Here is a 26,115-nt window from a genome sequence, read left to right on the forward strand (position 1 = left end):
TTCATGGCCCATCTTGCGCTGTGGCGCAAGCGCTCAATAGCCCACGCGCCAGCGGGGCGTGATGGCCGGTTGCGGGGTGAGGTTCGCAAGTCCCGAAGCTTCCATCAGCCGGGCGGCCTCGTCGGCCAACAGTTTCTCCTCTGCAGCCCCTTTGACCGGCACGCGCCCCATTTCGAGGAACAGTGGCGCGGCGAGCGGGGTCACGCGTTCCAGCGTGATGTGGTCGATCCGGTCACCGACCCGCTGTGCCATTTCCTCAATGCGCCCAAAATCGACCAACCCGCGCAGGGCCTCTTCGCGGGTGATGTCGAGCAGCAGGTGCCCGGGGTCGTATTTTTGAAGCGTGTCGTAGAGGATGTCGGAGCTGAAGGTCGCCTGCCGCCCGGTCTTGCGTGCCGAAGGCGTGTTGCGCTGGATCAGCCCGGCGATGGTGGCGCTGGCGCGGAAGGTGCGTTTCATCACGGCGTTCCCGGCCAGCCAGGTCTCCAACCCGTCCTGCAGCGCATCCAGTTCAAAGAGCGGGGCAGGGTCGCGCACGGGCGTCAGCCCCCAGATGAGCGTGGCATAGTCGGTTGCGACAAAGCCCATGGGGTTCAGCCCCATCTCCTCCATGCGTTTGGTGAGCAGAAGCCCTAGCGTTTGCTGCCCATTGCGCCCGGCAAACCCATACACCACCGTCTGTTCGCGCCCGTCATGCGGGAAGCTTTCGATCAGCAGCCGCCCCGGCTCGGGGAGCTGGCTGACCTGGCGTTGCAGGTGCAACCAGTCGGCGGTGTGGGCGGGCAGTTCGGGCCAATCGTCCTGTTGGAACATCTCGATCACGCGGGCGCTAAGCTGGGTGGAGGTGGCGAATTTCGTGCCGAGGAAGGTGGCGACCTTGGGCTTCTTGGCGGCATTGCGGCTGACCTCAACGGTCATCTCGCGCAGACCTTCATAGCGGACGATCTGCCCGCCAATCAGGAAGGTGTCGCCGGGGGTGAGCGACGCGGCGAAGCCTTCCTCCACCTCGCCCAAAGGCTTGCCGCCGCGGTTGCGTTTCAGGCGCACTTTCAGCGTATCGGTGTCCTGGATCGTTCCGATGTTCATGCGGATCTGCTGCGCCGCGCGCGGGTCGCGCAGCTGCCACTGGCCGTCGGCGCGCTGCAATAGCCGCTGCCATTGGTCATAGGCGCGCAGCGCGTAGCCGCCGGTGGCGCAGAAGTCGAGGCAGGCGTCGAACTCGGCGCGGCTGAGCGTGGCATAGGCGCCGACGGTGGTCACCTCATCGTAAAGCGCACCGGCATCAAAGGGACCTGCGGCGGCGGTGATCAGAATGTGTTGGCACAGCACGTCACGGGGGCCGCGCCCGCGCGGGTCGCCATCAAGCGCTCCTGCTCGGACTGCCTCCAATGCGGCCACACATTCGACCACTTCGAAGCGGTTTGCCGGGACCAGAAGCGCCTTGGAGGGCGCGTTGTAGCGGTGGTTGGCGCGGCCTATCCGCTGCACCAGACGTTTGACGTTCTTGGGGGCTCCGATCTGGATGACAAGATCCACGTCACCCCAGTCGATCCCGAGATCGAGGCTGCCGGTGCAGACGATGGCGCGCAGCTCACCGCGCACCATGGCGCCTTCGACCCTTTCACGTTGCTGGCGGTCGAGGGAGCCGTGGTGGATGCCGACGGGCAGGCTGTCGTCATTGGCCAGCCACAGATTGTGAAAGAAAATCTCCGCCTGTGCCCGTGTGTTGTGGAAGATCAGCGTGGTCTTGTGTTGGCGGATCTGCTCCAGCACGGCGGGAATGGCATAGGCCGCGCCACCGCCCGACCACGGCGGCGCCTCCTCGGTGGTCAGCATCGAGATATCGGGCGCGGGGCCGGGGTCGGCCATCAGGATCTCACAAGGATCAGGATGTCGCGCCAGCTGGTGCGCGATGGCGGCAGGGTCTTCGACCGTCGCCGAGAGGCCAACGCGCCGCAGATCCGGGCAAAGCCGTTGCAGCCGCCCCAGCGCCAGCATCAGCTGGTCGCCACGCTTGCTTTCCGCCAGCGCGTGGATCTCATCGACCACCACGCGTTTCAGCCCCTTGAACATGCGCGGCGCATCCTCATAGGAGGTCAGCAGCGCGAGGCTTTCGGGCGTGGTCAGCAGGATATGCGGCGGGTCCGCGCGCTGACGCTTCTTGCGGCTGGCAGGTGTGTCACCGGTGCGGTCTTCGATGCGGATGGGCAGACCCATCTCCGTCACCGGCGTGGTCAAATTTCGTTTGATATCCGCCGCGAGGGCTTTCAACGGCGAGATATAGAGGGTGTGCAGCCCATCCTGCGGTGTCTCCGCCAAATCGACCAGCGTGGGCAGGAACCCGGCCAGTGTCTTGCCGCCCCCCGTCGGCGCGATGAGCAGCAGCGCGGGCGCCTCCGCACGGCTCAACATCTCTTGCTGATGGGGGTGGATCGCCCAGCTCTTGGTTGCGAACCAGTCGTGAAATGTCTGGGGAAGGGCTGCCATGCCGGGCAAGATAGCGGATCGCGGGGGCGGGGCCAGCCCTTCCGGCTCTCGAACCGGCAGATCCCGACACTTGGCGCGCCCCCTGTACGCCCGGCGCCGGACGCGGTAGGGCCTTCTCGCGGGCAAAGGCGAGGGGCGATAGCATATGTCATGAAGGCGGGCCGTCTTGTCGATCACATCATTCTGCTCTTGGGCGCCGCCGTGATGACGGGCCCGGTGCTGTTGCTGATCGCCCAATTGGATCTGCGGCCCGCGGCGTTAGCTGCACTCGTGTCTGAGGTCTGGCAGAGCGGCGCCGGGGGCAGCGCTCTGGGCGCGGGAACCATGCTGTGGAATTCGCTGCTGCTGGCCTTTGGGGTGGCGGCGATCAAATGCGGAGCGTCCTTTGCGGCTGCCTGCGCGCTGGTCTATTGGAGGCTTCCGGGGCGTGAGTGGATTTATGCGGTGATCCTGCTCAGCATGTTCTTTCCCATCGAGACGCGTATCCTGCCGACTTTCGCGGTGACGCACCAACTGGGGTTGCTCAACAGCCATTGGGGGATGATCCTGCCGATCACGGCCAGCGGTCTGGGTGTGCTTGTTTTTCGGCAGGCTCTGCAACAGATCCCTATTGAGATCATCCATGCCGCCCGGATCGACGGAGCCGGGCCGCTGCGGATCATCGTGGATATTGTCGTGCCGCTGACCGCGCCGATGATTGGCGCGCTCTTTGCCATTTTGTTTGTGCTGGGGTGGAACCAATATGTCTGGCCGATCATGATCAACACCACCAGTCAGGAGCATGATACGCTGGTGCGCGGCATCGCCTATGCCGGGGCCGGGTCAAAATCGGGGATCGTGCTGGCGCTTATGGCGCTGGTGCCGCCCGTGATCCCGGTGGTGTTGCTGCAACGCCAGTTGACCCGCGCGCTGACCACGGAACTGAAATAGATCTGTCGGCAGATCACTTCACAATGTGTTCGTCCTTCACAAACATATTGGCCCAGGCGCGGTCGATCAGATCCGGTGTCATTTGGTGGGGCAGGCCCTCGAACTCGCAGATCGAGATCATCTGGTCGATCAGGAAGACGGGCTGGTAGTTGGCATAGATATTGTCGATCTCGGGGTATTTAGCCTGCAAGAGATGCACGATTGAGGCTTCATCAAGCGGCACCCCGCGTTTCTCTGCCACCATCGCAAAGATTTTCAGGAAATTCTCCTGATCTGGACCATCGACCTTGATCTTGAAGAAGATGCGGCGCAGGGCGGCTTGATCGAAAATCTCATTCGGGTGGAAGTTGGTGGAGAAGATCACCAGCGTGTCAAAGGGGACCTCGAATTTCTCCCCTGACTGCAGCGCGAGGATGTCCTTGTTTTCCTCCAATGGCACGATCCAGCGGTTCACCAGGCTTTGCGGTGGCTCGGCCTGGCGGCCAAGGTCGTCGACGATGAAGATGCCGCCCGTCGATTTCAATTGCAGCGGCGCCTGATAGGTCCGGGCTGTGGGGTTATAGACCAGATCCAGCATATCAAGGCTGAGCTCGCCGCCGGTGACCACCGTGGGGCGGTCGCACTTCACATAGCGCTGGTCGAACCGTGTGGTGCGGCGCAGTGAGGTCGGGTCGTCCTGCTCCATCGGCAGAGCCGTGTGCACGATTGGGTCATAAACGGTGATGACTTGGCCTGCGTATTCGATGGCGCGGGGCACAAAAACATGATCGCCCAGGGCGGCGCGGATGCCATTCGAGATCGAGGATTTGCCGTTGCCCGGCGGGCCATACATCAGGATCGACCGCCCGGCGGAGACGGCGGGCCCCAGCTGGCCCAGCAGCGTGTCGGGCAGCACCAGATGGCCCATGGAGGCGGTCAACTGATCGCGGGTGATCTGCATATTGCGCACCGATTGGCGTTTGACCTGAGCCGCGTAAACATCCAGCGGCACCGGCATGGCGCCGAAGTATTCCGACTGCGCCAGCGCATCCAACGCGCGGGCCTTGCCCTGTTCGGTCAGCTGATAGCCCATCTCATTGCCGTTGTTGGCGTTCAGCGTGCCAGTGGCCTCCAGCAGCCGCTGCGCGCGCGCCATATCGACAAGCTCCTGCGTGACCGGGATGGGCAGGCAGATCGCCTTGGCCAGATCGCTGACCATCTCCAGATTCTTGCGGAACAGGGTCTTCAACACAATGTCCCGCATCATCACGACGGGCAGCTTCATCTCGTCCAGGGTCCGTGGCGGCGGGGGCGCCATCACACTGCCTGTCTGCATGTTCATGGGTTGGCCTCAATACCTGTGGTCGGTTTGTTGCCGCATAGCAGGGGAAAGTGGCGGAAATCAGGCGCCGTAGACCGTGCCGAGGATCAGGTAGAGCGACAGGGTCATGCCAAGGGCGAGGCCCATGGGGAACTTCTTGTCCTGATCCCAACTGGCCCAATGCGGCGCCAATTGGCGCAGCGGCGAGGCGCGGACCAGACGGTGCGTAACAAATGCGGCCAGCACCGACCCGGCGAGCAGAGCGATGATCAGCCGGAAGTCTCCGGCATCAACAAAAGGTGCGGCAGCGGCGATGAATTTGGCGTCGCCCGCGCCCATGGCCCCAATGGCGTTGAGCAGCACACCCGCAACCAGCAGGATCGCAAGCTGCGCCAGCCGCCAGAGATAGGTTTCAAGGTCGGGCATCACAAAAGGCCCGACCAATACAAACACAAGCGCCAGTGCCACCACCGTCGGGTTGGTGATTTTCATGCGCGAGAGGTCCGTGAAGGCCACGTAAAAGCACAGAGGCAGAACGAAGGGCAAGAACACCCAGGAGGAGGCGGTGATCGCCACGCCCCGCCGACCTGTCAGGCGCCCAGGGCGTTCAGCGCGCGCACTGCGGGCTCAAAGTGCTGCGGGTGCGTTTCGATGGCGTCCCGCAACAGCGACTTTCCCACCGTGATATCGCCCTGCTTGATCGCTGACAGCGCCATGGTGTGCAACAGCTGCGCCCGTTCGGTCTGATCCATCGGGATCACCGGCAGTGTGTAGTCACCCTGGGCGCCGCGCGCGAGCACCAGGTTGTTCTTGGCGGTAAACAGCGTCGGGTCTTGTCGGATCGCCTCGCCAAAGAGACGCTCGGCGTCCTGATAATCCCCTCGGGTCAGCTTCGAATAGCCCCAGTTGTTCAGCACGCCGGAGGGTTTCGTGGTCAGCCCCGTGGCGATCTCGTAAAAGCTGTCGGAGCGGGTCCAGTCTTCATTGCTGTCCGCCAGCATCGCCTCCAGCCGGTAGCGATTGAAGGTCTCATGGGTGGGCGGCAGCGCGTCCAGCGCGGCTTCGGCCTCTTTCCACTTGCCGGTGCGGATCAGCGCATCGGCATAGGCAACGCTGTCCTCGGGGCCTGCGCCCTCCATCTCTGTGACCTTGGCCCAGGCGGGGGCGGCTTCGGCAAAGCGCTTGGCGCGCACCAGCGAATAGGCCAACCCGCGCTGCAGGTCGAGCCGGTCAGGATTGGCCTTGAGGCTGCGGGTGAAGTAGCTGACCGCCTCATTGGGGTCTGCCACGGTGAGCATCACATCGTTGAGGTTGCTCTCGTCAATGACGTTCACGTCCTGAAAGGCGCGTTCGACCGTGTCTTGCGCGTCTTTTTCGGCGCAGCCTGCAATCAGGACAGCACCCGCCAAACAGGCGGACATAAAGATGGGGTGGCGCATGGGGTGCGTCCTTTTTACTGCTCTTGCCTCTGCTACGGCGCTTGACGGATCAGGAAATCGCTGCTGCCGCGCCGCACCAACTTATAGGTGTCGGTTTCAGGTGTATTTGTACCAGAATTTTCAGATTTTGCGAGCGCTAAGCGCAGGTTGTCCCGGATTGCGATACTTTCGCCATTGTCGAGCGCGAAGGCGCGCTTGAAAATCTGCTCCGCCTCAACGGGTTTGCCCGCTTCCATGAGCACCACGCCGAGGTTGTTCCAGTCTTCGGGTCGTGCGTCTTCGCGGGCGATGGCGCGCCGCAGCAGCCGCTCGGCCTGGCCCAGCCGCCCAAGGCCCAGATTGGCGCTGCCGAGGCCGGAGAGGATCTCGGCATCGACCGCGCCCCGCTCAAGTGCTGCGCGGCTGAAGGATTTCAACGCCAGTTCGTATTCGCCTGCGGCAATCAGCCGGTGTCCGACTTCGACCCCGTCAACCGCCTCGGCAGTGCGGTCGACGCCGGGGGCATCCAACTGGCCTTCGGGCAGAGCCACCGGATCAACGCCCCTGACACAGGCGGCGCAGAGGAGCGCAGAAACAAGAAGGGCGGCGCGCGGGGGCCGGTGTCTCATCAGTTTGCGGTCATCGCCCCCAGTTGCGTGATGCCATGCACCGACGGCCCGATCAGAATGATCAGCAGCGGCGGCACGGTCAGCATCATAGTGGCAAGGGTCATCTTGGTTGGCAACTTGTTTGCCGCCTCTTCGGCGCGCATCACGCGTTTGTCCCGCATTTCGGAGGCATAGACGCGCAGCGCCTCGGCAATGGAGGTGCCAAAGCTGGCAGACTGGATCATGACCGTCACGAAGGAGGAAACATCCTGCACGCCGCAGCGCTCCCCCATGTCCTTGAGCACTTGGGTCTTGTCCTTGCCGGCCTTCATCTCATAGGCCACGATCTCGAATTCCTCGGCCAGCGCGGGGCAGGACGATCGCAGTTCGCGCGCCACCCGGACAATGGATTGATCGAGCGACTGGCCTGCCTCGACACAGACCAGCATCATGTCCAGACTGTCGGGAAACCCGCTGGTGATCTCCTCTTTTCGCATCTCGACGCGGCGGGTCACCCAGTACGTCGGAAGGTAGTAGCCCGCAGCCAGAGGCACGATGAAATAGATCATCATCTGGTTGCGGGTGAAGCCTTCCCCGCCGCCCAGCACGATCAGGTAGACGAAGGCCAGCAGCAGCCCAAGCAGGGCCAGCGCGAACTGAGCAAAGTGAAAGATTCGCACCGCATCCTTGCTCTGATACCCGGCCTGGCGCAGCTGCAGCTGTCGCTTGCTCAGCTCGGCCATGTCCTTGGGTTCCAGAAAGCTCGCGAATTTCTGAAGCTGTTCATTGTGCTCGCCCTGCCGCAAACGCTGCTGCGGTTCTTTTGTCGCACTCGGCGATTGGGCCGCGCGTTTCAGCTTGCTCATCGGGTCTTCGGGCTGCTGCGCGATCAGGATGAGTGTGACCGCCACCATGATCACCCCAACCGTGCCCAGCAGGATGATCGGGCCAAGCGGGCCCAAAAGATCAGTGATCAGGGTGCTTAGAATGTTGAAAAGGTCCATCAGCTCAGCTCCTTACACCTTGATGTTGGTCAGAATGCGCATGACAATCAGGTTCAGCGTCAGCATGATGCCCACCACAAAACAGGCCGGGATAAAGAGCGGGTGGTCGCGCACCGTGTCGTAGTAATTCGGGTCCGAGACATTGATCACGATCAGCGCGACAACGGGGAAGGCGGAGAGAAACTTGCCTGACCACTTCGCCTCTGCCGTGATGGCCTTGACGCGCCGGAAGAGACGAAACCGCGCGCGGATCACCTTGGCCAGCCCGGCGAGGATTTCAGCAAGGTTGCCACCCGAGGTTTGCTGGATGGTCACGGCCACGGCGAGAAAGCGCAGATCCTGCATGTCCAGCCGTTCGGCCATCTCCTTGAGTGCATCGCCCACGTCGCGCCCATAAGCGGCCTCATCGGCGATCAGTCCGAATTCGGAGCCCAGCGGGTCCTGCACCTCCTTGGCGACGATCTGAATGGCGGAGGAAAACGGGTGGCCCACCCGCAAGGAACGCACCATCAGCTCCACAGCGTCGGGCAGTTGTTCTTCGATCATCGCCAGGCGCTTGGCCGCCTTGGTCGACACCCAGAGATAGACCGCGCCCACCCCAATGCCGACCGACAACAGGGCACGTACGGCGACCTCGGTCGCCGTTCCGACCGTCAACCCAATGAACGCTACGCCTGCCAGCAGAACCATGATCAGGATAAGCTGATGCGGGGTGAAGGCGATGGCGGCCTTCTGCGCCTTTTCGCCCAGCAGGGAATAGAGCGGGATGCTGCGCGACTTCATGTGCTGCTGCATTTCCTTGCGCAGCTTTTCCAGAACCTCATCGCGACCATTGCCCTTGTCGAGCATCTCCAACCGCCGGTTCACGCGGCTGTTGAGACTGATGGATTTGCCGAAGGTGACGAGATAGAGGCCTTCGACCAGCAACAGAACACCGATGAAAATCAGGCCGTAGACGAGGAATTCGGGGTTCATGAACAGGTCCTCAAGTAGCGGAGCGGTAGGACATAAGACAAGCCTTAAGAAGCCGGTGCCTATTCGGCGGCGATGGGGTCATAGATGGCGGGTGGCAGATCGTAGCCCCAGAGGCGGAAGCGCTCGGCATAGGCCGACCGCACGCCAGTGGCGGTGAAATGCCCGATGATCTTGTTGTCGGGCGTGAGGCCCACGCGCTGGAAGCGGAAGATTTCCTGCATGGAGATGACCTCACCTTCCATACCTGTGATCTCGGTGATCGAGGTCATCCGGCGCGAGCCGTCTTGGAGGCGCGAGGCCTGGACGATCAGATTGACAGCACTTGCGATCTGACTGCGCACCGCCTTGATCGGCATTTCAATGCCGGCCATGGCAATCATGTTTTCCAATCGCGAAATCCCGTCGCGGGCAGAGTTGGCGTGGATCGTCGTCATTGAGCCGTCGTGGCCGGTGTTCATCGCCTGCAGCATGTCGATGACCTCCTCGCCGCGCGTCTCGCCGACGATGATGCGGTCGGGGCGCATGCGCAGCGCGTTCTTGAGACAGTCGCGCGGCGAGACCTCACCCTTGCCCTCCACGTTTGGTGGGCGGCTTTCCATGCGGCCCACATGGGTTTGTTGCAGCTGCAGCTCGGCTGTATCCTCGATCGTGAGGATGCGTTCGGCATCGTCGATGAAGCTGGAGAGCGCGTTGAGCGTTGTCGTCTTGCCCGAACCCGTGCCGCCGGAGACAATAATGTTCAGCCGGGTGGCCACCGCCGCTTGCAGATATGCGGCCATTTCTTCGGTGAAGGCGCCGAATTTCACCAGATCATCAATGCCAAGCTTGTCTTTCTTGAACTTCCGTATGGAGACAAGGCTGCCATCGACCGCGACAGGCGGCACCATCGCGTTAAACCGCGACCCGTCCTTGAGGCGGGCGTCCACGTAGGGGTTGCTCTCATCCACACGGCGGCCCACGGCGGAGACAATCTTGTCGATGATCCGCAGCAGGTGCTTTTCATCCTTGAAGGTCACATCGCTGAGTTCCAGCTTGCCGTCGCGTTCCACAAAGATCTGCTGCGGGCCGTTCACGAGGATATCGTTCACGGTGTCATCCTTGAGCAGCGTCTCAAGCGGACCCAGACCGGTCACCTCGTCATAAAGCTCGGAGGTCATGGTCTGGCGGTCTTCGCGGTTCAACACGATGGCGCGTTCTTCGAGGAATTCAGAGGCAATTGCGCTGATCTCCTGCCGCAGATCCTGTTCGGAGGCATGCTCCAGCGCGGCGAGGTTGAGGTTGTCGAGCAGCACCCGGTGCAGGTCGAGCTTGATCTCGCCCATGCGCTCCTTGCGCTTGCGTTCCTTGTCCATCGGGCTGGGCTGCGCGGGCTTGCTGGGCGCCACCCTGCGTTGGGCCTGAGGGGCAGCGACCACAGGCTCCGCCACCGCCTTGGGGGGTGGGGTCTGTTGCGCGGATGGTTTGCGGTACTTCGAGAACATCTTCGCTCCTTCGCGCGATCACGCGGCCTTGACGTCTTTAGTGTTCAACGCGTGGATGGAAGCCGCCAGCTTGGCGATCTCGCGGCGCAGGGGGTTTTTGGCCGCGGACTGCGCCAGCGGCAGACCGTGGTCCGCCCCTTGGGTGACCGGCTTGCCGCCGTCGGGCATCTGCAGGTCGATGGAGATGCCCAGGCCGTCCGCCATGCGCTTGACCCGGGCCTTGCCGCTGAGATCGGTGAACTTGGGCGCGCGGTTCATCACATAGCGCAGCTTTTCGGCGGGCAGATCTTCGGACTGCAGGGCGCGTTTGAACCGCAGCGCGTTCTGGGCTGAGCGCATGTCGAGCTCGACGGTGGCAAAATAGATATGCGCCGCCGTCAGCACGGTCTCGGACCAGCTCACCAGGGTCGACGGCATGTCGATGACCACATAATCGAAATGCCGCCGCGCCATGTCGAGCAGCCGGGTCACATCGTCGGAGGTGACGATGTCCAGCGGCAACATGTCCGCAGGTGCCGTCAACACCTGCATGCGGTCCTGATAGGTGAGCAGCGACTGGCCAAATGCCTCGTCATCCATGCTTTCCGTGTCGGAGAGCATATCGTAGACCACCTCGCGGCGGGGCAGGTCGAGACAGGTGGCCACGGCGCCATATTGCAGATCCAGATCCAGGATGCACACGCTGGGCGCGGCATCCTTATCTGCCGTGGCCAACTCCCATCCCAGGTTGACGGCAAGCGTGGTTGCCCCTGTGCCCCCCGCGAGACCGTGAACAACGATCACCGCGCCTTCCTTCTGCGCTGACGATTGAAGCGCAGGTGCGGGCGCGGGGATCTCGTCGCGCCCCCGGACCCGGTCGATCGCCTCGCGCAGCTCGTTTTCAGGCAAGGGGTAGGGCACAAACTCATCGGCACCCTGCCGCAACAGGGCATGTAGGAAACCCGTGGTGACATCTTCTGCGATCAGGATCACCTTGATCCCATGCGCCTTGGCCTGCGCGATGATCTCGCTCAGCAGGGTCAGGTTGGTTTCATCCGCCTCGTCCAGGGCCAGAGCGATGAACTCAAGCGCCTGCGCATCGGGCTGCTCGAAAAAGGCCAATGCTTCGGCAAAGCCAAGGTCACCCCAGCTTTCGCCCAGGGCGAACTCCATGTCCTCAATCAGGAGGTCGAAGTTCTGCACGTCGCGGCTGACCGTACAGGCGATGATCAGGGGGGCATCCTGATGTGGCGTCATGCTCATGACCTCATGTTCCTTTTTTCAAGGGCGAGCCACGGCACCGGAGCATTGATTTTTATGTCACCCCAATCGTCCCCGCGACCGCCCCGGCCCGGCGCAACCGCCGGACACACGTATTCTTTCAACGATATCTTTGCAGTGAACTTGGGCAAAAATTAGGCCCATTAGGCCCAATTGTTAGGTATCTTAAAACAATGGAGACGTAGGCGCGCGGTTACTCCGCCGTGCCCGTTGCCGTATCGACCGCAGTTTTCTGAGCCGCGCTCCCAACATAGTCGTTGTAGACGACTTGGGCGTATTTTCCATCAAGGCGCCCGTCGCAATGCACGCGAAAGACCGGGGTGCTGCGCGTGCTGGATGGGTCAAGCACCACAACAGGGTCACCCACCGGCGCGCCGATCTTGCCACCGCGATAGCTGCTGCCGTGACCCTGCGGGAAACAGACCTGTGCGATCATGTTTTGCATGGTCGCAGCGCCGTATTCGCCAGCGTCCAACTGGCTTCCGGCTTCGCGGTACCAGACGCCGCCGCCCTGTTCCCCGCAGGCTGTCAGAAGCAGAACCCCTGCCAGAAGGAGGCGGGCGGGTGTTGGGCGGAGGGGCAGCGTATCCATGATCTACTCCATCACATAGCCGTAGGAGCCGCTGAAATCCTGTTTGGCGACTTCACCGGCCGGGCCATTAAGGGGGGCATTGCCAGACCTCGCGGTGCGTCCGAAGAGGAAGAGATCCCGCTCGCTGGGCGGGCGCACGCGGTCGGTTGGAAGGGCCAGCGCCTCGCCCCGGGTTGGGGTCACCAGATGAGCGGTGATGATGATAACCAGCTCGGTCTGGCTGCGTTGATACTCGGCGCTGCGGAACAGCGCGCCCAGAATCGGGATGTCGCCGATCCACGGCAGCTGGGACGCCTGATCGGTGAAATCATCCTGCAAGAGCCCTGCAATGGCAAAGCTCTCGCCATCCCGCATCTCGACGGTGGTTGAGGTTTCGCGGCGGGTGAAAGCATCCAGCTCTATCCCTCCGCCGAGGCTGATGCCATTTGCCGGGTCAATGGCCGAGACCGCAGCGGAGAGCTGCAGGTTGATGATGCCGCCGTCCACCACACGGGGGACAAAGTTCAATTCCACGCCGAAGGGTTTGAAGTCGACGCTGATGGTGTCGTTGTCTTGTGCCACGGGCACAGGGTATTCCCCACCGGCGAGGAAATTGGCTTCCTGCCCAGAGAGCGCCACAAGGTTCGGCTCAGCCAGGGTGCGCACGGCGCCTTTGCTTTCCAGCGCTTCGAGCAGCAAGCCGATCTGGACGGAGCCGAGGCTGAAACCGACACTGGCCACGCCCGCTGCATCTGTGCTGCTGGGCAGCGCACCACCGCCGCGCAGGTTCACGTTGTTCGGGTTTGTGGTCGCCCGCCCGGTGCCAAGCAGCGCATCCGTGCCGCCCACGGCAAGCGAGCTGCTGAGCGACTTTGAGACCGTGCGGTTCATCTCGGCAAACCGCACTTTCAGCATGACCTGCTGAATGCCGCCCACGCTCATCAGGTTGGACACCCGGTCAGGCGCGTAGCGCTGCGCCAGATCAAGCGCCTTTTGCAGTTTTTGACTGCTGGAGACCACGCCCGACAGCACAATACCGTCATTGGCGGTGCGCACCTCGATGCGCTCCCCGGGCAGGATCTGGCCAAGGCGTTCCTTGAATTCGGTCACGTCAGGGGCCACCCGCACTTCAACATTGGTGATCAACTGGCCTGCGGCGTCAAACAGGGTCAGTGTCGTCATGCCGGGGGTTTTGCCGAGCACATAGATGCTGCGATCCGACAGGGATGAGATATCCGCGATGCCGGGGTTGGCGATGCTCAGCTCGGCAAAGGGGATCTCGCTCTCAACCACAACCGCCCGGTTCATCGGGACTGACAGAACTTTGCTGGTATCTTTTGTGACCACGCGCAAGGCATCCGCATGCGCAGGCAGGCTTGGCCAGAGCGGCGACAGACCTATCATCAGCCCCAAAAGGGCTGCGTTCAAAACTGTACTCAGTCTCATGTGACCTGCCCTTTTTGATCACGCCTCAGGTGCGGGTCTTGATGCCCGCGTTTGCTCTACTTTGCGTTGAGTTCGTTTTTTTTGCAAGAATCAAAGGGTTCTGGTGGTGCCTTTATGTGGGTTAATGGCAACAGACCAAAACGGTGGGTGCCGCTTAAATCGGCGGCGCCTTGGGGTAATGCTTTGGTTTTGTTTCAGTTTGTGCAGGGAATGGGAACGGCAATCACCTCGGCGCCGCGGCGGGTGCGGATGCTGCACCCCTTCTGCGCTTCGGCGCGCGGAGCGGGAGCCACCTGTTCGATCCCCAAAAGCGATCTCTGATCCACTTGGATATCTGCAAGTTCAGTGTCGTCGCCGATCCCCACCAGAGCGAGCGAGAGCGAGCCGGTGGATTGCGCCTGGGCCAGCGCTGCCACCTGTTCGGGGCGCGCAGCAACGGTCACTGTCCGCGCGATACGGGCACCACTGAGGGTTTCGTCACTCTGGTCCACGGCGATCAGCCGGATAGCGCTGTCGATCAACTGGGTGACATCCTGCCCGCCGTCCCCTGTGTCGATGCGCCCGGTCCAATAGACATCAACCCGATCACCCGGGCGCAGGAAGCCCGACACCCCGCTGGCCACATCCACGCGGATGGCAAAGGCACGCATGCCTTTTTCGAGCCGGGTGGTCAGCCCGATATCCTCGCCGGGCTCGGTGACCTTGACGGTCAGGATCGGCTCATCCACCTCCATGGGGCGCAGGATCAGGCGTGGTTCATCCGTGTCTTCGGGAAAGAGCACGGCGGCGTCGCTGAACACGCCCTGTGGCAATGCGGTCTGGGGCCAGGCCACAGCGCGCACATCGCTCTCCTGCAGGGGGTCGCCATAGGCCAGCTGCCGTTTGGCGACATAGACGGTCTGCGTCGCGACCACCTGCTGCTGGTTCTGCTGCGCGCGCGCCAGCTCGGCCTGATAGGCGCCGATGTAGTTTTGTGCCAGATAAACCGCGCCACCCGCCAGAGCGATACCGGTGAGAAGCACCAATCCGAATATCATGCGCATCGTCGCGATCCTCTTTCCGTGAAAGAACCATCAGCAGATGGCCATCTTACAAGGCATTGTTCCGTGCGATTGTGGCTTTTTCGAGATCGCGCAGTGACCGGCGCAGGGCCTTGGGCCAATTTGTGAGGCACCTTTGGCCCTTGTGCGGCGTCTGTACCATGTGGGCGAGACAAGGCGGTGTCGGCGCCGAGGTCAGTCAGACGCGCGGCCGATCTCTCCGACCTGCCGGGTTTCAAGGAAGTTCTGGGTCTCGGCGGTCACGCCGGATGAGCCTGCGCGAAGCTGAATGACCAGCACCGCTGCGAGGCCGACCACCGCAGCCGTCAGAACCACCCAGTCCACGGTCACCGCGCCAGTCTCGTCCTTTCCGAATCTCTTGAAAACGTTGAACATCGGGAGGCTTTCAGTTGAGGCCCGCTATGTGGGTCTGGAAAAAAATGGGGCCGCGTCCAAGTGAATGAAGCGGCCCCACGCTTGAATTTTTACCCGATCGGGCGATCAAATGGCATTAGCCACCCGAACCGGTACCTGTGCCAGTTCCAGTCGCGGTGCCGGTTCCTGTACCACCGCCGGAGCCGCCGACATTACCAACCTGAATCCCGCCAAGATGTGACGAGGTCGCGTCAGTCAGTGCGGTCGCACCATCCTGGATGGAGCTGTAGGCGGCCACGGCCAGGCCAACAACGGCTGCCGTCAGCACGACCCAGTCGACAGTCACGGCTCCGTCTTCGTCTTTGCGGAAGTTCTTAATAAATTTCATCATGATGTATCCCTCCAAAAGGATCATGTGGATTTCGCTTGCCAACCTTGCTGCTGTCAGGGCGGTTGTTCTGCGTCACCCGTTCAACGTGGTCTGGAGCCATATAGCCAATCGAATGGGGCATGAATTTGGCGGCAAATGTGACTTTTTCATCATCGACCGAGAATCTATGGAAGAATTTACAAGTCTCTGAACTTAATGCGAAAAACTGGATTCCATGGTTTACGGCGCATTAGGCATATCGTCGAATATGGCAAAACCGCCGTGTTGGTGACCCGGATTATGTGGCTCGATGACGATTTCTTTGCAATGATCCTGCGCAGCAGGCCGGAAGAGCACCGCGAGCAGAGCAGATGTATAGGACTTTGAAAATGATGGCCCTTATCGGGCTGGTATCCGGATGGCCTGCCGTTGCAGAGACGCCGCAGCCCTTCCCGCAGTTCAAAGCCAAGCGCATTGGCGTTCCCAAGGCAGGGCAAATGCCCACAATCGTTCAGATCGACCCCGAGGCTCAGAAAGCCGCGCTGGCGCTGGCGACGCCTCTGCCGCAGGACGATGCGCTTGAGGTTTCACCAGGTCGTCACGGCTGGTTCTGGGACAAGGTCTCGCCATCGCTGTTCGATGCGGGGCCAGACCGGCTGGAGCAGATCATGCAGGTGATCAGCAGCGCAGGCAAAATCAGGGCACCGCGCCTGCAACAGATGCAGAGGATCGCTCAAACCAACGGCCGTGATATTCTCAGATCCACCGTTGGCACGCGTGTGTCGCCCGCGCTTGTGCTTGCGGTGATTTCGGTGGAATCCGCGGGGCGGGCAGATGCGCTCAGCGGTGTGGGCGCGCAGGGGCTGATGCAACTGATGCCGGACACCGCCGCGCGTTTTGGCGTGCTTGATCCTTGGGCCGCAGAAGAGAACATCCTGGGCGGCGTGCAATACCTCGACTGGTTGATGCAGGAGTTCGGGACCGACCCGGTGCTGGTGCTGGCCGGATACAATGCGGGCGAGGGGGCGGTGCGCGCCCACGAGGGCGTGCCCCCTTTTGCCGAGACACGCGACTATGTGCCCAAGGTGCTGGCAGCCTTTCAGGTGGCGCGCGGGCTTTGTCTGACCCCGCCAGAACTGATCACCGATGGCTGCGTATTTGCCGGGCAAAACTAGAGCCTGGCCTCATATACGCGCTATTCCGTGATCGACGCTCCGGCCGGGACGTCGATGGTCACAAAGCTGCCCGCCGCCCCCCGTCCGAGCTGCAACGTACCTTCGAGCCCTTCGATCAGACCGTTCACAATGCGCCCGCCCACGGTTGAGGGGTTTGGCCAGGACATTGTCGCAGGAATGCCAACTCCGTCATCCGAAACGGTCAACCGCAGCCCGCCTGCGCTCAGCTGTGACATGCGCACTTCCACCAGCCCTGTATCGATGCGCTCAAAGGCGTGAATGAAAGCGTTGGTGAGGATTTCTGATACCACAAGGCCGACGCGAGACGCGGTTTCGATGGGCACATCCAAGGGATCGATTTGCACGTTCATCCGAATGCCGGAGCGGCCATAGACATGCCCAATCGCGCAGCACAGCCGTGACAGGTAGCTGCCCATCTGGATGTGATCGCGGTTGGACTGATGGTCGGACAGCTTCATTTCTTCATAGAGCAGCTGCAGGGTTTCGATCCGGCGGCTGAGTGCGGCGTATTCTTCGGGCACCGATGTGAGGTTCGATTGTTGCCGGATCATGCTGATGATCATCGACATGTCGGTTTCCACCCGATCCTGGATTTCGGTCAGCTGCGCGTTGATCTGCTCGGGCGCGCGGCCGCGTTCTTCCTGGCGCAGTTCCTTTTGCACACCGACAAAGTATTGCACCTCACCGTCCTCATCGCAGATCGGAGCGATCACAAGGCGGTTGAGAAACGGCTCGCCGTTGGCGCGGTAGTTCAAGATATCGGTGCTGATCGATTCCCGTGCTTCGATCCCGCGTCGGATCAGATCGACCGCGGCCTTGTCTGTCTCCTCACCCTGCAAAAAGCGGCAGTTGCGCCCGATGGCCGCGCTGCGGGCATAGCCGGTCTGGCGGGTAAACGCATGATTTACATAGACAATCGGATTGTCTTTCAAGTGCGGATTGGTCACCACCATGGACACCTGTGTGCGTCCAAAACCGTCAAATGACGTGTCTTCAATCAGGCCCTTTTGTATCGTGTCTGCCATAGCGCTCCCTCACGCCACTTGCGGTTGCATCCGGTCGCGGCCGGATCGTCCATTATTCGATGCGTTTTTCATGTGTGCATGGGATGATGCGGCGCCTGTAGCTTCCTGGCAGGTCGATCAGATGCGGGTCCAGCGCTTCCAAAGGCAGTGTCTCCTCCACCTCCGCGACGGACATTTGCCAGCGCCGAGGGCGCTGTGTCGTGGATTTTGGTCATATTGCCCCCCTTGTCCGGCTGGCACACCGAACATTCACGCACGTCATGAGAGCAATCAAAAGATCGTCCCAATCATCGCACGAGTATAGTGCCAGTTCGATTTTGGTCAAACCGCTTTGGTCTGCGACCAAAGTCTTTGCACCATGGTGCAACCTAACGTAACGTCACGCTTTCTTTGCCGCGGCCTTTTTCTTGGTCGGAGCCTTGCGCCGACCCTTACCTTTTTGAGCGGCCTTCTCTTCGATCAGAAGGGTCGCCGCTTCCAGCGTGACATCATCAGGCTCTGTGCCTTTCGGCAAGGTGGCATTGATCTTGTCCCATTTCACGTAGGGCCCGTATTTGCCCTCCATGATGGCGATGGGGCCGCCTTGATCCGGGTGTTCCCCCAACTCCCGCAGGGTCTTGGCGGGCGCGCCGCGCCCACCGCGGCTGGCGACCTTTTCGGCCAGCAACTGCACCGCGCGGTTCATGCCCACGGTCCAGACCTCATCGATGCTTTCCAGATTGGCATTGGTCCCGCCGCGCTCGGAGGTGGAGGCCGCATGTTTTAGGTAAGGCCCGTACCGCCCGATGTTGGACCAGACCATGATGCCGTCTTCCGGGTGCGGGCCGATCTCGCGCGGGAGCGACAGCAGCATCAGCGCCTGTTCCAGGTCCACGTTCTCCGGCGGCCAATCCTTGGGGATCGACTGGCGCGGCGGCTTCTTGTTCTCCTCGGTGACCTCGCCGCGCTGAACGTAAGGGCCAAAACGACCCTTGAAGGCGTAGATCTTATCGCCCGCGTCCTCGCCCAGCAGCTTGCCTTCGGGCGGGATGCCGCTGTCGTCTTCTTCACCCGGGGGACCAAAGGCCCGGGTGTAGCGGCATTCGGGGTAGTTCGAGCAACCGATGAAGGCGCCGCCCGAACGGGCCGTCCGCATCGACAGCCGCCCGGCGCCGCAGTTGGGACAGAGCCGCGGGTCGGTCCCGTCTTCATTGGGTGGGAAGAGGTGCGGCTCCAGCACTTCGTTGATCTTCTCCAGCACTTCGGTGATGCGCAGATCGGCCGTCTCAGCAATGGCGGCGGAAAAATCGCGCCAGAAGCGGCGGAGCACCTCTTTGTATTCGGCATCCCCCGCGCTCACGTCGTCGAGCTCGTTTTCTAGGTCTGCGGTGAAGCCATAGCCCACGTATTTGCGGAAGTAATTCTCCAGAAACGCCGTGACGAGGCGGCCCTTGTCCTCTGGGATCAGCCGGTTTTTGTCTTTGCGGACATACTCGCGATCCTGAATCGTGGTCACGATGGAGGCATAGGTGGAGGGGCGCCCGATGCCAAGCTCTTCCATCTTCTTGACCAGCGTCGCCTCCGTATAGCGGGGCGGGGGCTGGGTGAAATGCTGTTCAGGGGTCACGGCGCGCTTGTCCATCTTGTCGCCCTGGTCGATCTGGGGCAGGCGCTTGTCGTCCTCATCCACCACATCATCGCGGCCTTCTTCATAGACCCGCAGGAACCCGTCAAAGAGCACCACCTGGCCAGTGGCGCGCAATTGAACCTGGCCATCGGCGCTGCCCACATCGACGGTGGTGCGCTCCATGCGCGCGGCTTCCATCTGGCAGGCGAGCGTGCGCTTCCAGATCAGATCATAGAGTTTGCGCTGATCGGCGTCGGAGGTTTTCAGGTCCTCCGCCTTGGTCATCATGTCGGTGGGGCGCACACATTCATGCGCCTCTTGCGCGTTCTTGGCCTTGTTCTTGTAGATGCGTGGGCTGCCGGGCACGTATTCCTTGCCGTAGAGCGTCTCAATCGCGTCGCGCGCGGCCTGCACCGCCTCGGGCGCCATGTCGATGCCGTCGGTCCGCATGTAGGTGATATAGCCCGCCTCATAGAGCCGCTGGGCCGTGGACATGGTTTGGCGCGCGCCCATGCCGAACTTGCGGCTGGCTTCTTGTTGCAGCGTCGAGGTCATGAAGGGGGCCGAGGGTTTGCGGTTGGCGGGTTTTGCCTCGACCGACTGCACGGTCAGATCGCGGCTAGTAATGGCCTGCACCGCCATTTCGGCCTGCGTCTGGTTCTCGATGTCGAATTTGTCGAGCTTCTTGCCAGCCAGCACCGTGAGCCGCGCCTCGAACTCCTGCCCGCGCGGCGTGGCGAGCAGGGCTTTTACCGACCAGTATTCGCGGTTGCGGAACGCCTCGATCTCCATTTCGCGCTCGACGATGAGGCGCAGGGTGACCGATTGCACGCGGCCTGCGGATTTCGCCCCCGGCAGCTTGCGCCAGAGGACGGGTGAGAGGTTGAAGCCCACCAGATAGTCGAGCGCACGGCGCGCGAGATAGGCCTCCACCAGCGGCATGTCGACCTGGCGCGGATTCTGCATCGCCTCGGTCACCGCCTTTTTGGTGATCTGGTTGAACACGACCCGTGAGACGGGGGTATCCTTCTTGATCGACTTACGCTTGGTCAGCGCCTCCTGCAGGTGCCAGCTGATCGCCTCGCCCTCGCGGTCGGGGTCGGTGGCGAGGATCAGCGCGTTGTCGTCTTTCAGCGCATCGGCGATGGCTTTGACATGCTTCTTGCTGTCGGAGGCCACCTCCCACAACATGTCGAATTCATTCTCGGGATCGACGGAGCCGTCCTTGGGCGGCAGGTCCCGCACATGGCCATAGGAGGCGAGCACCGTATAGTTGTCACCCAAATATGCGTTAATTGTCTTGGCTTTGGCCGGAGATTCAACAACAACAACTGGCATTTACTCGGGCACCTCTGGGTGAATTTTTTCGGTTCTATGATCCAGCGAGATGTGCTGCGCAACCGGGTTTGTCAATCTGATGCACAAACTGTCAGCAAAAAATCGTGCGCATCGCAGGGTCGGATAAACCGGTTTTTCCGGGCTTTTGCGGCGCGCGATCCTGCGTGCTGCGGACGGGTGAGCGTGGTATGGCCCCGGCCTCAGGCGCGGGAGAGGAGGCCGCCATGGCGACGGGCGATCTTGCCATCCATTTCCAGGTCGAGAAGGGCGGGCGCGACCTCGGCCGGGGCGACGGCGAGATCCCGGATCAGTTGATCTTCGGCCAGTGGGGCAGGGCTGAGCCGGGCGAGGATCTGCCGGTGCAGCGCGGCCACGTCACGCAGGGCGCTGCTTTTTTTTGGCGCAGGCGGCGGTGTTTCCAAAGGCAGCTCGGGCGCGTCACCGCTCAACGGAGCCAGCGCTTCGACCACATCCGCGGCAGAGCGGATCAGCGTGGCGCCATCCCGGATCAGCTGATTGCAGCCTGCTGCGCGCGCATCAAAGGGGTGGCCGGGCACGGCCAGCACGTCGCGCCCCTGATCAAGCGCGTCGCGCGCCGTGATCAGGCTGCCAGACTTGGCGGCAGCTTCGACCACCACGGTCGCACGGCTCAATCCAGAGATGATTCGATTGCGGCTCGGGAAGTGGCGGGCCATGGGCTGCAGGCCCATCGGTTGCTCGGACAGGCGCAGACCTGTTTCAGCAATATCCTGTGCCAGCTGGGTATTTTCGGCCGGGTAAATCACGTCGACGCCGCCTGCCTGCACGGCGATTGTGCCAGTGGGTAGGGCTGCCAGATGGGCCGCTGTGTCGATACCACGAGCGAGACCGGAGACCACAACATAACCTTCGCCACCCAGATCCTGCGCCAGGGCGCGTGCCATGCGCGTGCCGAGCGAGGATGCATTGCGCGCGCCGACTAGAGAGATCATCGGGCGTTGCAGCAATTCCGGGTCGCCGAGGCACCACAGGAAGGGCGGCGCGTCTTCAACATCGTCCAACATGGTCGGATAGGCGGGTGTGCCTTGCATGATGAGGCGCGCACCAGCCGCATGCGCGCGGCGCAGCTCTGCTTTGACAACCTCTTCGGGACAAACTTCATATCCTTTGACGCCGGCGGCACGCGCCACCTCAGGCAGCGCGGCCAACGCATTCTGCGCCGTGCCGTGTTCAGTCAGCAGTCGTTTGTACGTCGTTAAGCCAACCCGGCGGGATCGTAAAAGACGGAGACGGGAGAACTGTTCGTCTTCCGAGGTGGGTGGGAGTGGGGGGTGAGTGGAAGAAGGATTGTGGTCCTTTTCAGTCATCCGTGTCTCCGTCCTTTACAGGAATCAGATTTAAGCTGAGTTGGTTAACAAGACATGAATATCGACAGTTTCTTGGTCTCGCTATTTCTGGGGAGGCGTGGTGATCAGGAGGCCGATCCCCCCACCGTCAGACCTCCGATCATGAGCGTGGGCTGGCCCACGCCCACGGGCACCCACTGGCCAGCTTTGCCGCAATTGCCCATGCCCGGATCCAGTGCCATATCGTTGCCTATGGCCCGGATCTGCTTGAGCGCTGTGGCCCCGTCGCCAATCAGTGTGGCGCCTTTCACCGGCGCGCCGACCTTGCCGTTCTCAACCCTGTAGGCCTCGGTGCAGGAGAACACGAACTTGCCGTTGGTGATATCGACCTGGCCGCCGCCGAAGCCGACCGCATAGATCCCATCCTTCAGGTCAGCCACGATGTCGTCCGGGGCGCTGTCGCCGCCCAGCATATAGGTGTTGGTCATGCGCGGCATCGGTGCATGCGCATAGCTTTCGCGCCGCCCGTTGCCCGTGGGTGCTACACCCATCAGCCGTGCATTCTGCCGGTCCTGCATGTAACCCACAAGGATGCCATCCTCGATCAACACATTTTTGCCTGAGGGTGTGCCCTCGTCATCGATGGTGATGGAGCCGCGCCGATCCGGGATTGTTCCGTCATCAAGCACGGTCACGCCCTTGCTGGCGATCCGCTGACCCATCAGGCCCGCGAAAGCCGATGAGCCCTTGCGGTTGAAGTCCCCTTCCAGCCCGTGGCCGATGGCTTCATGCAACAGGATGCCGGGCCAGCCCGGGCCAAGCACCACATCCATCACACCCGCAGGCGCGGGCACGGCATCTAGGTTCACCGTCGCGATGCGCAGCGCTTCGCGAATCTTTGATTGCCAGTCTGCGGGGTCGAGCATCCCGTCCAGTCCCACACGCCCGCCGCCGCCAACCCCGCCGGATTCGCGACGACCGTCTTTCTCGACAATCACCGACACATTCACCCGTGTCATCGGGCGCACGTCACGCACCGACTGGCCATCGGGTCGCAGAATCTCAACCTCCTGCAGGCTGGCGGCGATTGTTGCCGAAACCTGAACCACCCGCGTATCCAGATCGCGGGCGTAGGCATCCATCGCCCGCAGGGTTTCGACCTTCACCGGGAAGGGCGCACCGGCGATGGGGTCATCGTCGGTGTAAAGGCGCGTATTGGTCGCCTGGGGCGCATCTGCCAGCGTGCCGCCCCCATCCCCGACAGCAAGCCGCGCGGTCTCGGACGCGCGGCTCAACGCAGCCTCTGATATCTCGGTGGAATGCGCGTAGCCTGCCACTTCGCCGCAGACAGCCCGCAGGCCAAATCCCTCGGAGGCGTCGTAGCTTGCGGTCTTGAGCCGCCCGTCGTCGAAGACCAGCGCCTCTGACCGGCGGCGCTCAAGAAACAGCTCGCCGTCATCGGCCCCTGCCGTTGCCGACCGCAGGATGCGCAGTGCGGCGTCCTGGTCCAGCGTGTCTCGAAAAGGCCGAAAGGCGGCATCAGACATCGTGTCGTTCCTCCAGATTGCGGTGAAAAGTGGCGCCAGCGTCTCTATGACGCAAGCTCAACTCTTTATCTCGCGGCAAGAATATGCTTGTAAGACGGCGAAAGACAACGGGCGGACGGTGCGCAACCCTTCCTACCCAATATAAAATTACACGTGATCCCAAGATCAGGACGATACATGAAACGTTTCTTCACACTCTCAGGTTTGGTGGCCGGTTTCGCCGCGACAGCAGCCCAGGCACAGGAAAACCTCGAAATCATCGGGGCACCCGTGGATGGGAAAATGGGGTTCCAACCTGCCGCGACCGAACTTGCGCGCGACCTGCAGTGGCTTGATGGTATGATTCTCGTGATCATCACCGTGATCACACTGTTTGTGACCGGCCTGATTGCCTGGGTGGCGATCCGCTACAACGCCAAGCGCAACCCGGACTCAGCGACATTCACGCACAACACACCGGTGGAAGTGGCCTGGACCGTGGTTCCGATTGTCATTCTGGTGTTCATCGGGGCGTTTTCGCTGCCGGTGCTGTTCAAGCAACAGGAAATTCCTGAGGCCGATATCACCATCAAAGTGACGGGTTACCAGTGGTACTGGGACTATGAATATGTGGACGAGGGCTTTGAGTTCTCCAGCTACATGATCGGCGCGCCTGCAACCGGCGGCACCAACCAGAAATCCCCTGAAGTGATTGCGCAGCTGGAAGAAGCTGGCTTCTCAGAAGCAGAGTTCCTTTTGGCGACAGATACCTCGGTGGTGATTCCCGTTGGCAAGACCATCGTAATGCAAGTCACAGGCGGTGACGTGATCCATGCCTGGACCATCCCGGCCTTCGGCGTGAAACAGGACGCGGTCCCCGGACGTCTGGCAGAGCTTTGGTTCGAGGCGGAGCAGGAGGGCATCTACTTCGGTCAGTGTTCAGAGCTTTGCGGTCTGAACCACGCGTACATGCCGATCACAGTCAAAGTGGTCTCCGAAGAGGCCTACGCAGAATGGCTGGAAGAGGCCCGGGAAGAATATGCCGGTGTCCCCCGGACCCGGGTCATCGCGTCGAACTGACAGGTTGGGTGGGCTTTCAGGCCACCCGCTCCCCTCCAAGCACGCAAGGCGCATAGATGGCGGACGCTAGCTACACACACACACCTCAGGAGTATGACACGCAGTTGGGCGATTATTTCGCCCTGCTCAAACCGCGTGTGATGTCGCTGGTGGTGTTCACCGCTTTTGTCGGACTGCTTGCAGCACCGGTCGCGGTGAACCCCATCGTCGCGTTCTGCGCGATCCTTTTCATCGCGGTCGGCGCTGGTGCGTCCGGCGCGCTGAACATGTGGTGGGACGCCGACATCGACGGCGTGATGCGGCGCACCGCAAAACGCCCAATCCCCTCGGGTCGCGTGCCAGCGGGCGAAGCACTGGCGCTGGGTATTGCACTCTCGGGCCTCTCGGTGATGATGCTGGGTCTCGCGGCCAACCTGCTCGCAGCGGCGCTTCTGGCCTTCACCATCTTCTTTTATGCGGTCATCTACTCGATGTGGCTCAAGCGCTCGACGCCGCAGAACATCGTGATCGGTGGCGCGGCTGGCGCCTTCCCCCCGGTGATCGGTTGGGTTGTTGCGACAGGCAGCTTCTCCATCGAGGCCTGGCTGATGTTCGCGCTGATCTTCATGTGGACGCCGCCGCATTTCTGGGCCTTGGCGCTTTTCATGAAGTCCGACTACAACGATGCCGACGTGCCGATGTTGACCGTGACCCATGGCCGCAGGGCGACGCGCCTGCACATTCTGGTCTACACAATCCTGCTTGTCGCCCTCGCCATTTGCACCGGGTTCACGGCCATTGGAGGGCCGCTCTACCTGGCCGTGGCGGTTGTGCTGAATACGCTCTTCCTGAAAGGTGCAATTGACATCTGGCGCCGGGACGAAGCCGTGGCGGAGGCCGATGGCTATACGGTGGAAAAGAAGGTGTTCCGCCTTTCATTGTGGTATCTTTTTGCCCATTTTGGTGCGATCCTGCTGGAGGCGCTGCTGCGCCCTGTCGGTCTGGGAGGTTGGTAAGCCATGACGCTTCGCCCTGAACATGCCCTTCACACCCGCCGCAGAGGCCGCAATGTCGGCGTTGGCTTGCTGCTGGGTGGATTCGTGGTGCTGGTGCTCGCGCTGACCGTCGCCAAGGTGACAAGCGGAGATTTCGAACTGCCCAAAGCAGAGGAGCTGTCACAGTAATGGCCCTGACCGGACCCGCAAAGACCGTCGCACAGACCGTGAGCGTTGTGGTTGTCATGGGGGCGCTGGCCTGGGCCTCTGTGCCATTCTACGACTGGTTCTGCCGTGTGACGGGCTTTGGCGGCGTGACCGGCGTGTCAGAGGTTGCGCCGGACGATGTGCTCGATCAGACCATCACGGTGCGCTTCGACGGCTCGCTGCACACCAACATGGCGTGGGAGTTCAAACCCGTGGAGCGGGAGATGAAGGTGCGCATCGGCGAAACCGGCCTTGCATTCTATGAGGCTTACAACCCAACTGATCGCCCGATTGCAGGCTCTGCCAGCTACAATGTAACGCCTTATCAGGCGGGTGGATTCTTCAACAAGATCCAGTGTTTCTGTTTTGAGGAGCAGATCCTCGAACCCGGCGAACGGGTGCAAATGCCGGTGACCTTCTACGTCGACCCCGAAATTGTTGATGACCGCGATGGCAAGTACATCCACACCATCACGCTTTCCTATACTTTCTATGAAATCGACCTGCCCGAGGGGTACGCCTCGCTGGAGCAGACAGACCCAACCTCAGACACAAGTCTGAACTGACCAAGAT

General features: G+C 61.7%; 26 protein-coding genes. 7 read left to right on the forward strand and 19 right to left on the reverse strand.

Annotation, left to right across the window (positions count from 1 at the left end; all coding sequences use genetic code 11):
* Positions 1–33: 33 nt before the first annotated feature.
* Positions 34–2,487 (reverse strand): ligase-associated DNA damage response DEXH box helicase, encoded by a 2,454-nt coding sequence (locus So717_RS16425; RefSeq protein ID WP_159979262.1) that lies wholly within the window; start codon positions 2,485–2,487, stop codon positions 34–36.
* 150 nt (positions 2,488–2,637) lie between these two features.
* Here So717_RS16425 and So717_RS16430 point away from each other — a divergent pair, with 150 nt between their 5' ends.
* Positions 2,638–3,417 carry a carbohydrate ABC transporter permease gene (locus So717_RS16430; protein ID WP_159979264.1) on the forward strand — a complete coding sequence of 260 codons (780 nt, stop codon included), beginning with the start codon at positions 2,638–2,640 and terminating at the stop codon, positions 3,415–3,417.
* 13 nt (positions 3,418–3,430) lie between these two features.
* Here So717_RS16430 and So717_RS16435 read toward each other — a convergent pair whose 3' ends face one another.
* From So717_RS16435 to So717_RS16495, 13 genes are all read right to left on the reverse strand, one after another.
* A complete protein-coding gene (locus So717_RS16435) occupies positions 3,431–4,738 on the reverse strand; it encodes a DUF8689 domain-containing protein (protein ID WP_159979267.1) in 1,308 nt (435 codons plus the stop codon).
* A 60-nt stretch (positions 4,739–4,798) separates the two neighbouring features.
* Positions 4,799–5,293, reverse strand: coding sequence for a prepilin peptidase (locus tag So717_RS16440; RefSeq protein WP_159979269.1), 495 nt, complete (start codon positions 5,291–5,293; stop codon positions 4,799–4,801).
* A 14-nt stretch (positions 5,294–5,307) separates the two neighbouring features.
* Positions 5,308–6,156 (reverse strand): tetratricopeptide repeat protein, encoded by an 849-nt coding sequence (locus So717_RS16445; RefSeq protein ID WP_159979271.1) that lies wholly within the window; start codon positions 6,154–6,156, stop codon positions 5,308–5,310.
* A 32-nt stretch (positions 6,157–6,188) separates the two neighbouring features.
* Positions 6,189–6,764, reverse strand: coding sequence for a tetratricopeptide repeat protein (locus So717_RS16450; RefSeq protein ID WP_159979273.1), 576 nt, complete (start codon positions 6,762–6,764; stop codon positions 6,189–6,191).
* Positions 6,764–7,747 carry a type II secretion system F family protein gene (locus tag So717_RS16455; RefSeq protein ID WP_159979275.1) on the reverse strand — a complete coding sequence of 328 codons (984 nt, stop codon included), beginning with the start codon at positions 7,745–7,747 and terminating at the stop codon, positions 6,764–6,766. Before So717_RS16455 ends, So717_RS16450 begins: the two co-directional genes overlap by 1 nt.
* A gap of 12 nt (positions 7,748–7,759) precedes the next feature.
* On the reverse strand, positions 7,760–8,722 hold the full coding sequence (locus tag So717_RS16460; protein ID WP_159979277.1) for a type II secretion system F family protein: 963 nt from the start codon (positions 8,720–8,722) through the stop codon (positions 7,760–7,762).
* A gap of 59 nt (positions 8,723–8,781) precedes the next feature.
* Positions 8,782–10,203 (reverse strand): TadA family conjugal transfer-associated ATPase, encoded by a 1,422-nt coding sequence (locus So717_RS16465; protein ID WP_159979279.1) that lies wholly within the window; start codon positions 10,201–10,203, stop codon positions 8,782–8,784.
* Between the two features lie 18 nt (positions 10,204–10,221).
* The gene (locus tag So717_RS16470; protein ID WP_159979281.1) at positions 10,222–11,445 is read right to left on the reverse strand and encodes a CpaE/TadZ family protein; all 1,224 of its coding nucleotides are present in this window, start codon (positions 11,443–11,445) and stop codon (positions 10,222–10,224) included.
* A gap of 211 nt (positions 11,446–11,656) precedes the next feature.
* A complete protein-coding gene (locus So717_RS16475; protein WP_159979283.1) occupies positions 11,657–12,055 on the reverse strand; it encodes a hypothetical protein in 399 nt (132 codons plus the stop codon).
* 3 nt (positions 12,056–12,058) lie between these two features.
* On the reverse strand, positions 12,059–13,480 hold the full coding sequence (locus So717_RS16480) for a type II and III secretion system protein family protein (protein WP_159979285.1): 1,422 nt from the start codon (positions 13,478–13,480) through the stop codon (positions 12,059–12,061).
* Between the two features lie 194 nt (positions 13,481–13,674).
* Positions 13,675–14,523, reverse strand: coding sequence for a Flp pilus assembly protein CpaB (gene cpaB / locus So717_RS16485; RefSeq protein ID WP_159979287.1), 849 nt, complete (start codon positions 14,521–14,523; stop codon positions 13,675–13,677).
* Between the two features lie 192 nt (positions 14,524–14,715).
* Positions 14,716–14,916 (reverse strand): hypothetical protein, encoded by a 201-nt coding sequence (locus So717_RS16490; protein ID WP_159979289.1) that lies wholly within the window; start codon positions 14,914–14,916, stop codon positions 14,716–14,718.
* A gap of 115 nt (positions 14,917–15,031) precedes the next feature.
* The gene (locus tag So717_RS16495) at positions 15,032–15,286 is read right to left on the reverse strand and encodes a Flp family type IVb pilin (RefSeq protein WP_159979291.1); all 255 of its coding nucleotides are present in this window, start codon (positions 15,284–15,286) and stop codon (positions 15,032–15,034) included.
* On the opposite strand from So717_RS16495, the gene So717_RS16500 reads away from it, so the two are divergent.
* Entirely contained in the window at positions 15,285–15,476 is a 192-nt protein-coding gene (locus tag So717_RS16500) for a hypothetical protein (RefSeq protein ID WP_159979293.1), read from the forward strand. The genes So717_RS16495 and So717_RS16500 overlap by 2 nt on opposite strands.
* A gap of 178 nt (positions 15,477–15,654) precedes the next feature.
* Positions 15,655–16,440, forward strand: a complete 786-nt coding sequence (locus So717_RS16505; RefSeq protein WP_238841010.1) for a lytic transglycosylase domain-containing protein — start codon at positions 15,655–15,657, stop codon at positions 16,438–16,440.
* Between the two features lie 20 nt (positions 16,441–16,460).
* On the opposite strand, the gene So717_RS16510 is transcribed toward So717_RS16505, so the two are convergent.
* From So717_RS16510 to tldD, 5 genes are all read right to left on the reverse strand, one after another.
* Complete coding sequence (locus So717_RS16510) at positions 16,461–17,486, reverse strand: PAS domain-containing protein (protein WP_159979295.1); 1,026 nt, start codon at positions 17,484–17,486, stop codon at positions 16,461–16,463.
* 52 nt (positions 17,487–17,538) lie between these two features.
* Entirely contained in the window at positions 17,539–17,661 is a 123-nt protein-coding gene (locus So717_RS22545; RefSeq protein ID WP_275113678.1) for a hypothetical protein, read from the reverse strand.
* A gap of 204 nt (positions 17,662–17,865) precedes the next feature.
* Positions 17,866–20,430: a type I DNA topoisomerase gene (gene topA / locus So717_RS16515; protein ID WP_159979297.1), complete on the reverse strand. Its 2,565-nt coding sequence runs from the start codon at positions 20,428–20,430 to the stop codon at positions 17,866–17,868.
* A gap of 200 nt (positions 20,431–20,630) precedes the next feature.
* On the reverse strand, positions 20,631–21,776 hold the full coding sequence (gene dprA / locus So717_RS16520; RefSeq protein WP_159979299.1) for a DNA-processing protein DprA: 1,146 nt from the start codon (positions 21,774–21,776) through the stop codon (positions 20,631–20,633).
* A 104-nt stretch (positions 21,777–21,880) separates the two neighbouring features.
* Positions 21,881–23,302 carry a metalloprotease TldD gene (tldD, locus tag So717_RS16525; protein WP_159979301.1) on the reverse strand — a complete coding sequence of 474 codons (1,422 nt, stop codon included), beginning with the start codon at positions 23,300–23,302 and terminating at the stop codon, positions 21,881–21,883.
* A 177-nt stretch (positions 23,303–23,479) separates the two neighbouring features.
* Here tldD and coxB point away from each other — a divergent pair, with 177 nt between their 5' ends.
* The 4 genes from coxB to So717_RS16545 are packed head-to-tail and all read left to right on the forward strand — an operon-like array spanning position 23,480 to position 26,108.
* On the forward strand, positions 23,480–24,361 hold the full coding sequence (gene coxB / locus So717_RS16530) for a cytochrome c oxidase subunit II (protein ID WP_159979303.1): 882 nt from the start codon (positions 23,480–23,482) through the stop codon (positions 24,359–24,361).
* Between the two features lie 56 nt (positions 24,362–24,417).
* Complete coding sequence (gene cyoE / locus So717_RS16535; RefSeq protein WP_159979305.1) at positions 24,418–25,356, forward strand: heme o synthase; 939 nt, start codon at positions 24,418–24,420, stop codon at positions 25,354–25,356.
* A 3-nt stretch (positions 25,357–25,359) separates the two neighbouring features.
* A complete protein-coding gene (locus So717_RS16540; protein ID WP_159979307.1) occupies positions 25,360–25,524 on the forward strand; it encodes a cytochrome c oxidase system small membrane protein in 165 nt (54 codons plus the stop codon).
* The gene (locus tag So717_RS16545) at positions 25,524–26,108 is read left to right on the forward strand and encodes a cytochrome c oxidase assembly protein (protein ID WP_159979309.1); all 585 of its coding nucleotides are present in this window, start codon (positions 25,524–25,526) and stop codon (positions 26,106–26,108) included. Before So717_RS16540 ends, So717_RS16545 begins: the two co-directional genes overlap by 1 nt.
* The last annotated feature ends 7 nt before the right edge of the window (positions 26,109–26,115 follow it).

The sequence above is a fragment of the Roseobacter cerasinus genome (genome assembly GCF_009811755.1).
In the GTDB taxonomy this organism is placed as follows: Bacteria; Pseudomonadota; Alphaproteobacteria; order Rhodobacterales; family Rhodobacteraceae; genus Roseobacter; species Roseobacter cerasinus.

Excerpts from the sequence above, each read along its gene's own strand:
- coxB (WP_159979303.1), top strand. The coding sequence starts at position 23,480 with ATGAAACGTTTCTTCACACTCTCAGGTTTGGTGGCCGGTTTCGCCGCG.
- So717_RS16500 (WP_159979293.1), top strand. The coding sequence starts at position 15,285 with ATGATGTATCCCTCCAAAAGGATCATGTGGATTTCGCTTGCCAACCTT.
- So717_RS16505 (WP_238841010.1), top strand. The coding sequence starts at position 15,655 with ATGATGGCCCTTATCGGGCTGGTATCCGGATGGCCTGCCGTTGCAGAG.
- So717_RS16435 (WP_159979267.1), bottom strand. The coding sequence starts at position 4,738 with ATGAACATGCAGACAGGCAGTGTGATGGCGCCCCCGCCGCCACGGACC.
- So717_RS16470 (WP_159979281.1), bottom strand. The coding sequence starts at position 11,445 with ATGAGCATGACGCCACATCAGGATGCCCCCCTGATCATCGCCTGTACG.
- cpaB (WP_159979287.1), bottom strand. The coding sequence starts at position 14,523 with ATGCGCATGATATTCGGATTGGTGCTTCTCACCGGTATCGCTCTGGCG.
- So717_RS16495 (WP_159979291.1), bottom strand. The coding sequence starts at position 15,286 with ATGATGAAATTTATTAAGAACTTCCGCAAAGACGAAGACGGAGCCGTG.
- topA (WP_159979297.1), bottom strand. The coding sequence starts at position 20,430 with ATGCCAGTTGTTGTTGTTGAATCTCCGGCCAAAGCCAAGACAATTAAC.
- So717_RS16545 (WP_159979309.1), top strand. The coding sequence starts at position 25,524 with ATGGCCCTGACCGGACCCGCAAAGACCGTCGCACAGACCGTGAGCGTT.
- So717_RS16455 (WP_159979275.1), bottom strand. The coding sequence starts at position 7,747 with ATGGACCTTTTCAACATTCTAAGCACCCTGATCACTGATCTTTTGGGC.
- tldD (WP_159979301.1), bottom strand. The coding sequence starts at position 23,302 with ATGTCTGATGCCGCCTTTCGGCCTTTTCGAGACACGCTGGACCAGGAC.
- So717_RS16460 (WP_159979277.1), bottom strand. The coding sequence starts at position 8,722 with ATGAACCCCGAATTCCTCGTCTACGGCCTGATTTTCATCGGTGTTCTG.
- So717_RS16480 (WP_159979285.1), bottom strand. The coding sequence starts at position 13,480 with ATGAGACTGAGTACAGTTTTGAACGCAGCCCTTTTGGGGCTGATGATA.
- So717_RS16465 (WP_159979279.1), bottom strand. The coding sequence starts at position 10,203 with ATGTTCTCGAAGTACCGCAAACCATCCGCGCAACAGACCCCACCCCCC.
- So717_RS16490 (WP_159979289.1), bottom strand. The coding sequence starts at position 14,916 with ATGTTCAACGTTTTCAAGAGATTCGGAAAGGACGAGACTGGCGCGGTG.
- So717_RS16475 (WP_159979283.1), bottom strand. The coding sequence starts at position 12,055 with ATGGATACGCTGCCCCTCCGCCCAACACCCGCCCGCCTCCTTCTGGCA.
- So717_RS22545 (WP_275113678.1), bottom strand. The coding sequence starts at position 17,661 with ATGTCCGTCGCGGAGGTGGAGGAGACACTGCCTTTGGAAGCGCTGGAC.
- So717_RS16445 (WP_159979271.1), bottom strand. The coding sequence starts at position 6,156 with ATGCGCCACCCCATCTTTATGTCCGCCTGTTTGGCGGGTGCTGTCCTG.
- dprA (WP_159979299.1), bottom strand. The coding sequence starts at position 21,776 with ATGACTGAAAAGGACCACAATCCTTCTTCCACTCACCCCCCACTCCCA.
- So717_RS16540 (WP_159979307.1), top strand. The coding sequence starts at position 25,360 with ATGACGCTTCGCCCTGAACATGCCCTTCACACCCGCCGCAGAGGCCGC.
- So717_RS16450 (WP_159979273.1), bottom strand. The coding sequence starts at position 6,764 with ATGAGACACCGGCCCCCGCGCGCCGCCCTTCTTGTTTCTGCGCTCCTC.
- So717_RS16510 (WP_159979295.1), bottom strand. The coding sequence starts at position 17,486 with ATGGCAGACACGATACAAAAGGGCCTGATTGAAGACACGTCATTTGAC.
- So717_RS16430 (WP_159979264.1), top strand. The coding sequence starts at position 2,638 with ATGAAGGCGGGCCGTCTTGTCGATCACATCATTCTGCTCTTGGGCGCC.
- cyoE (WP_159979305.1), top strand. The coding sequence starts at position 24,418 with ATGGCGGACGCTAGCTACACACACACACCTCAGGAGTATGACACGCAG.
- So717_RS16425 (WP_159979262.1), bottom strand. The coding sequence starts at position 2,487 with ATGGCAGCCCTTCCCCAGACATTTCACGACTGGTTCGCAACCAAGAGC.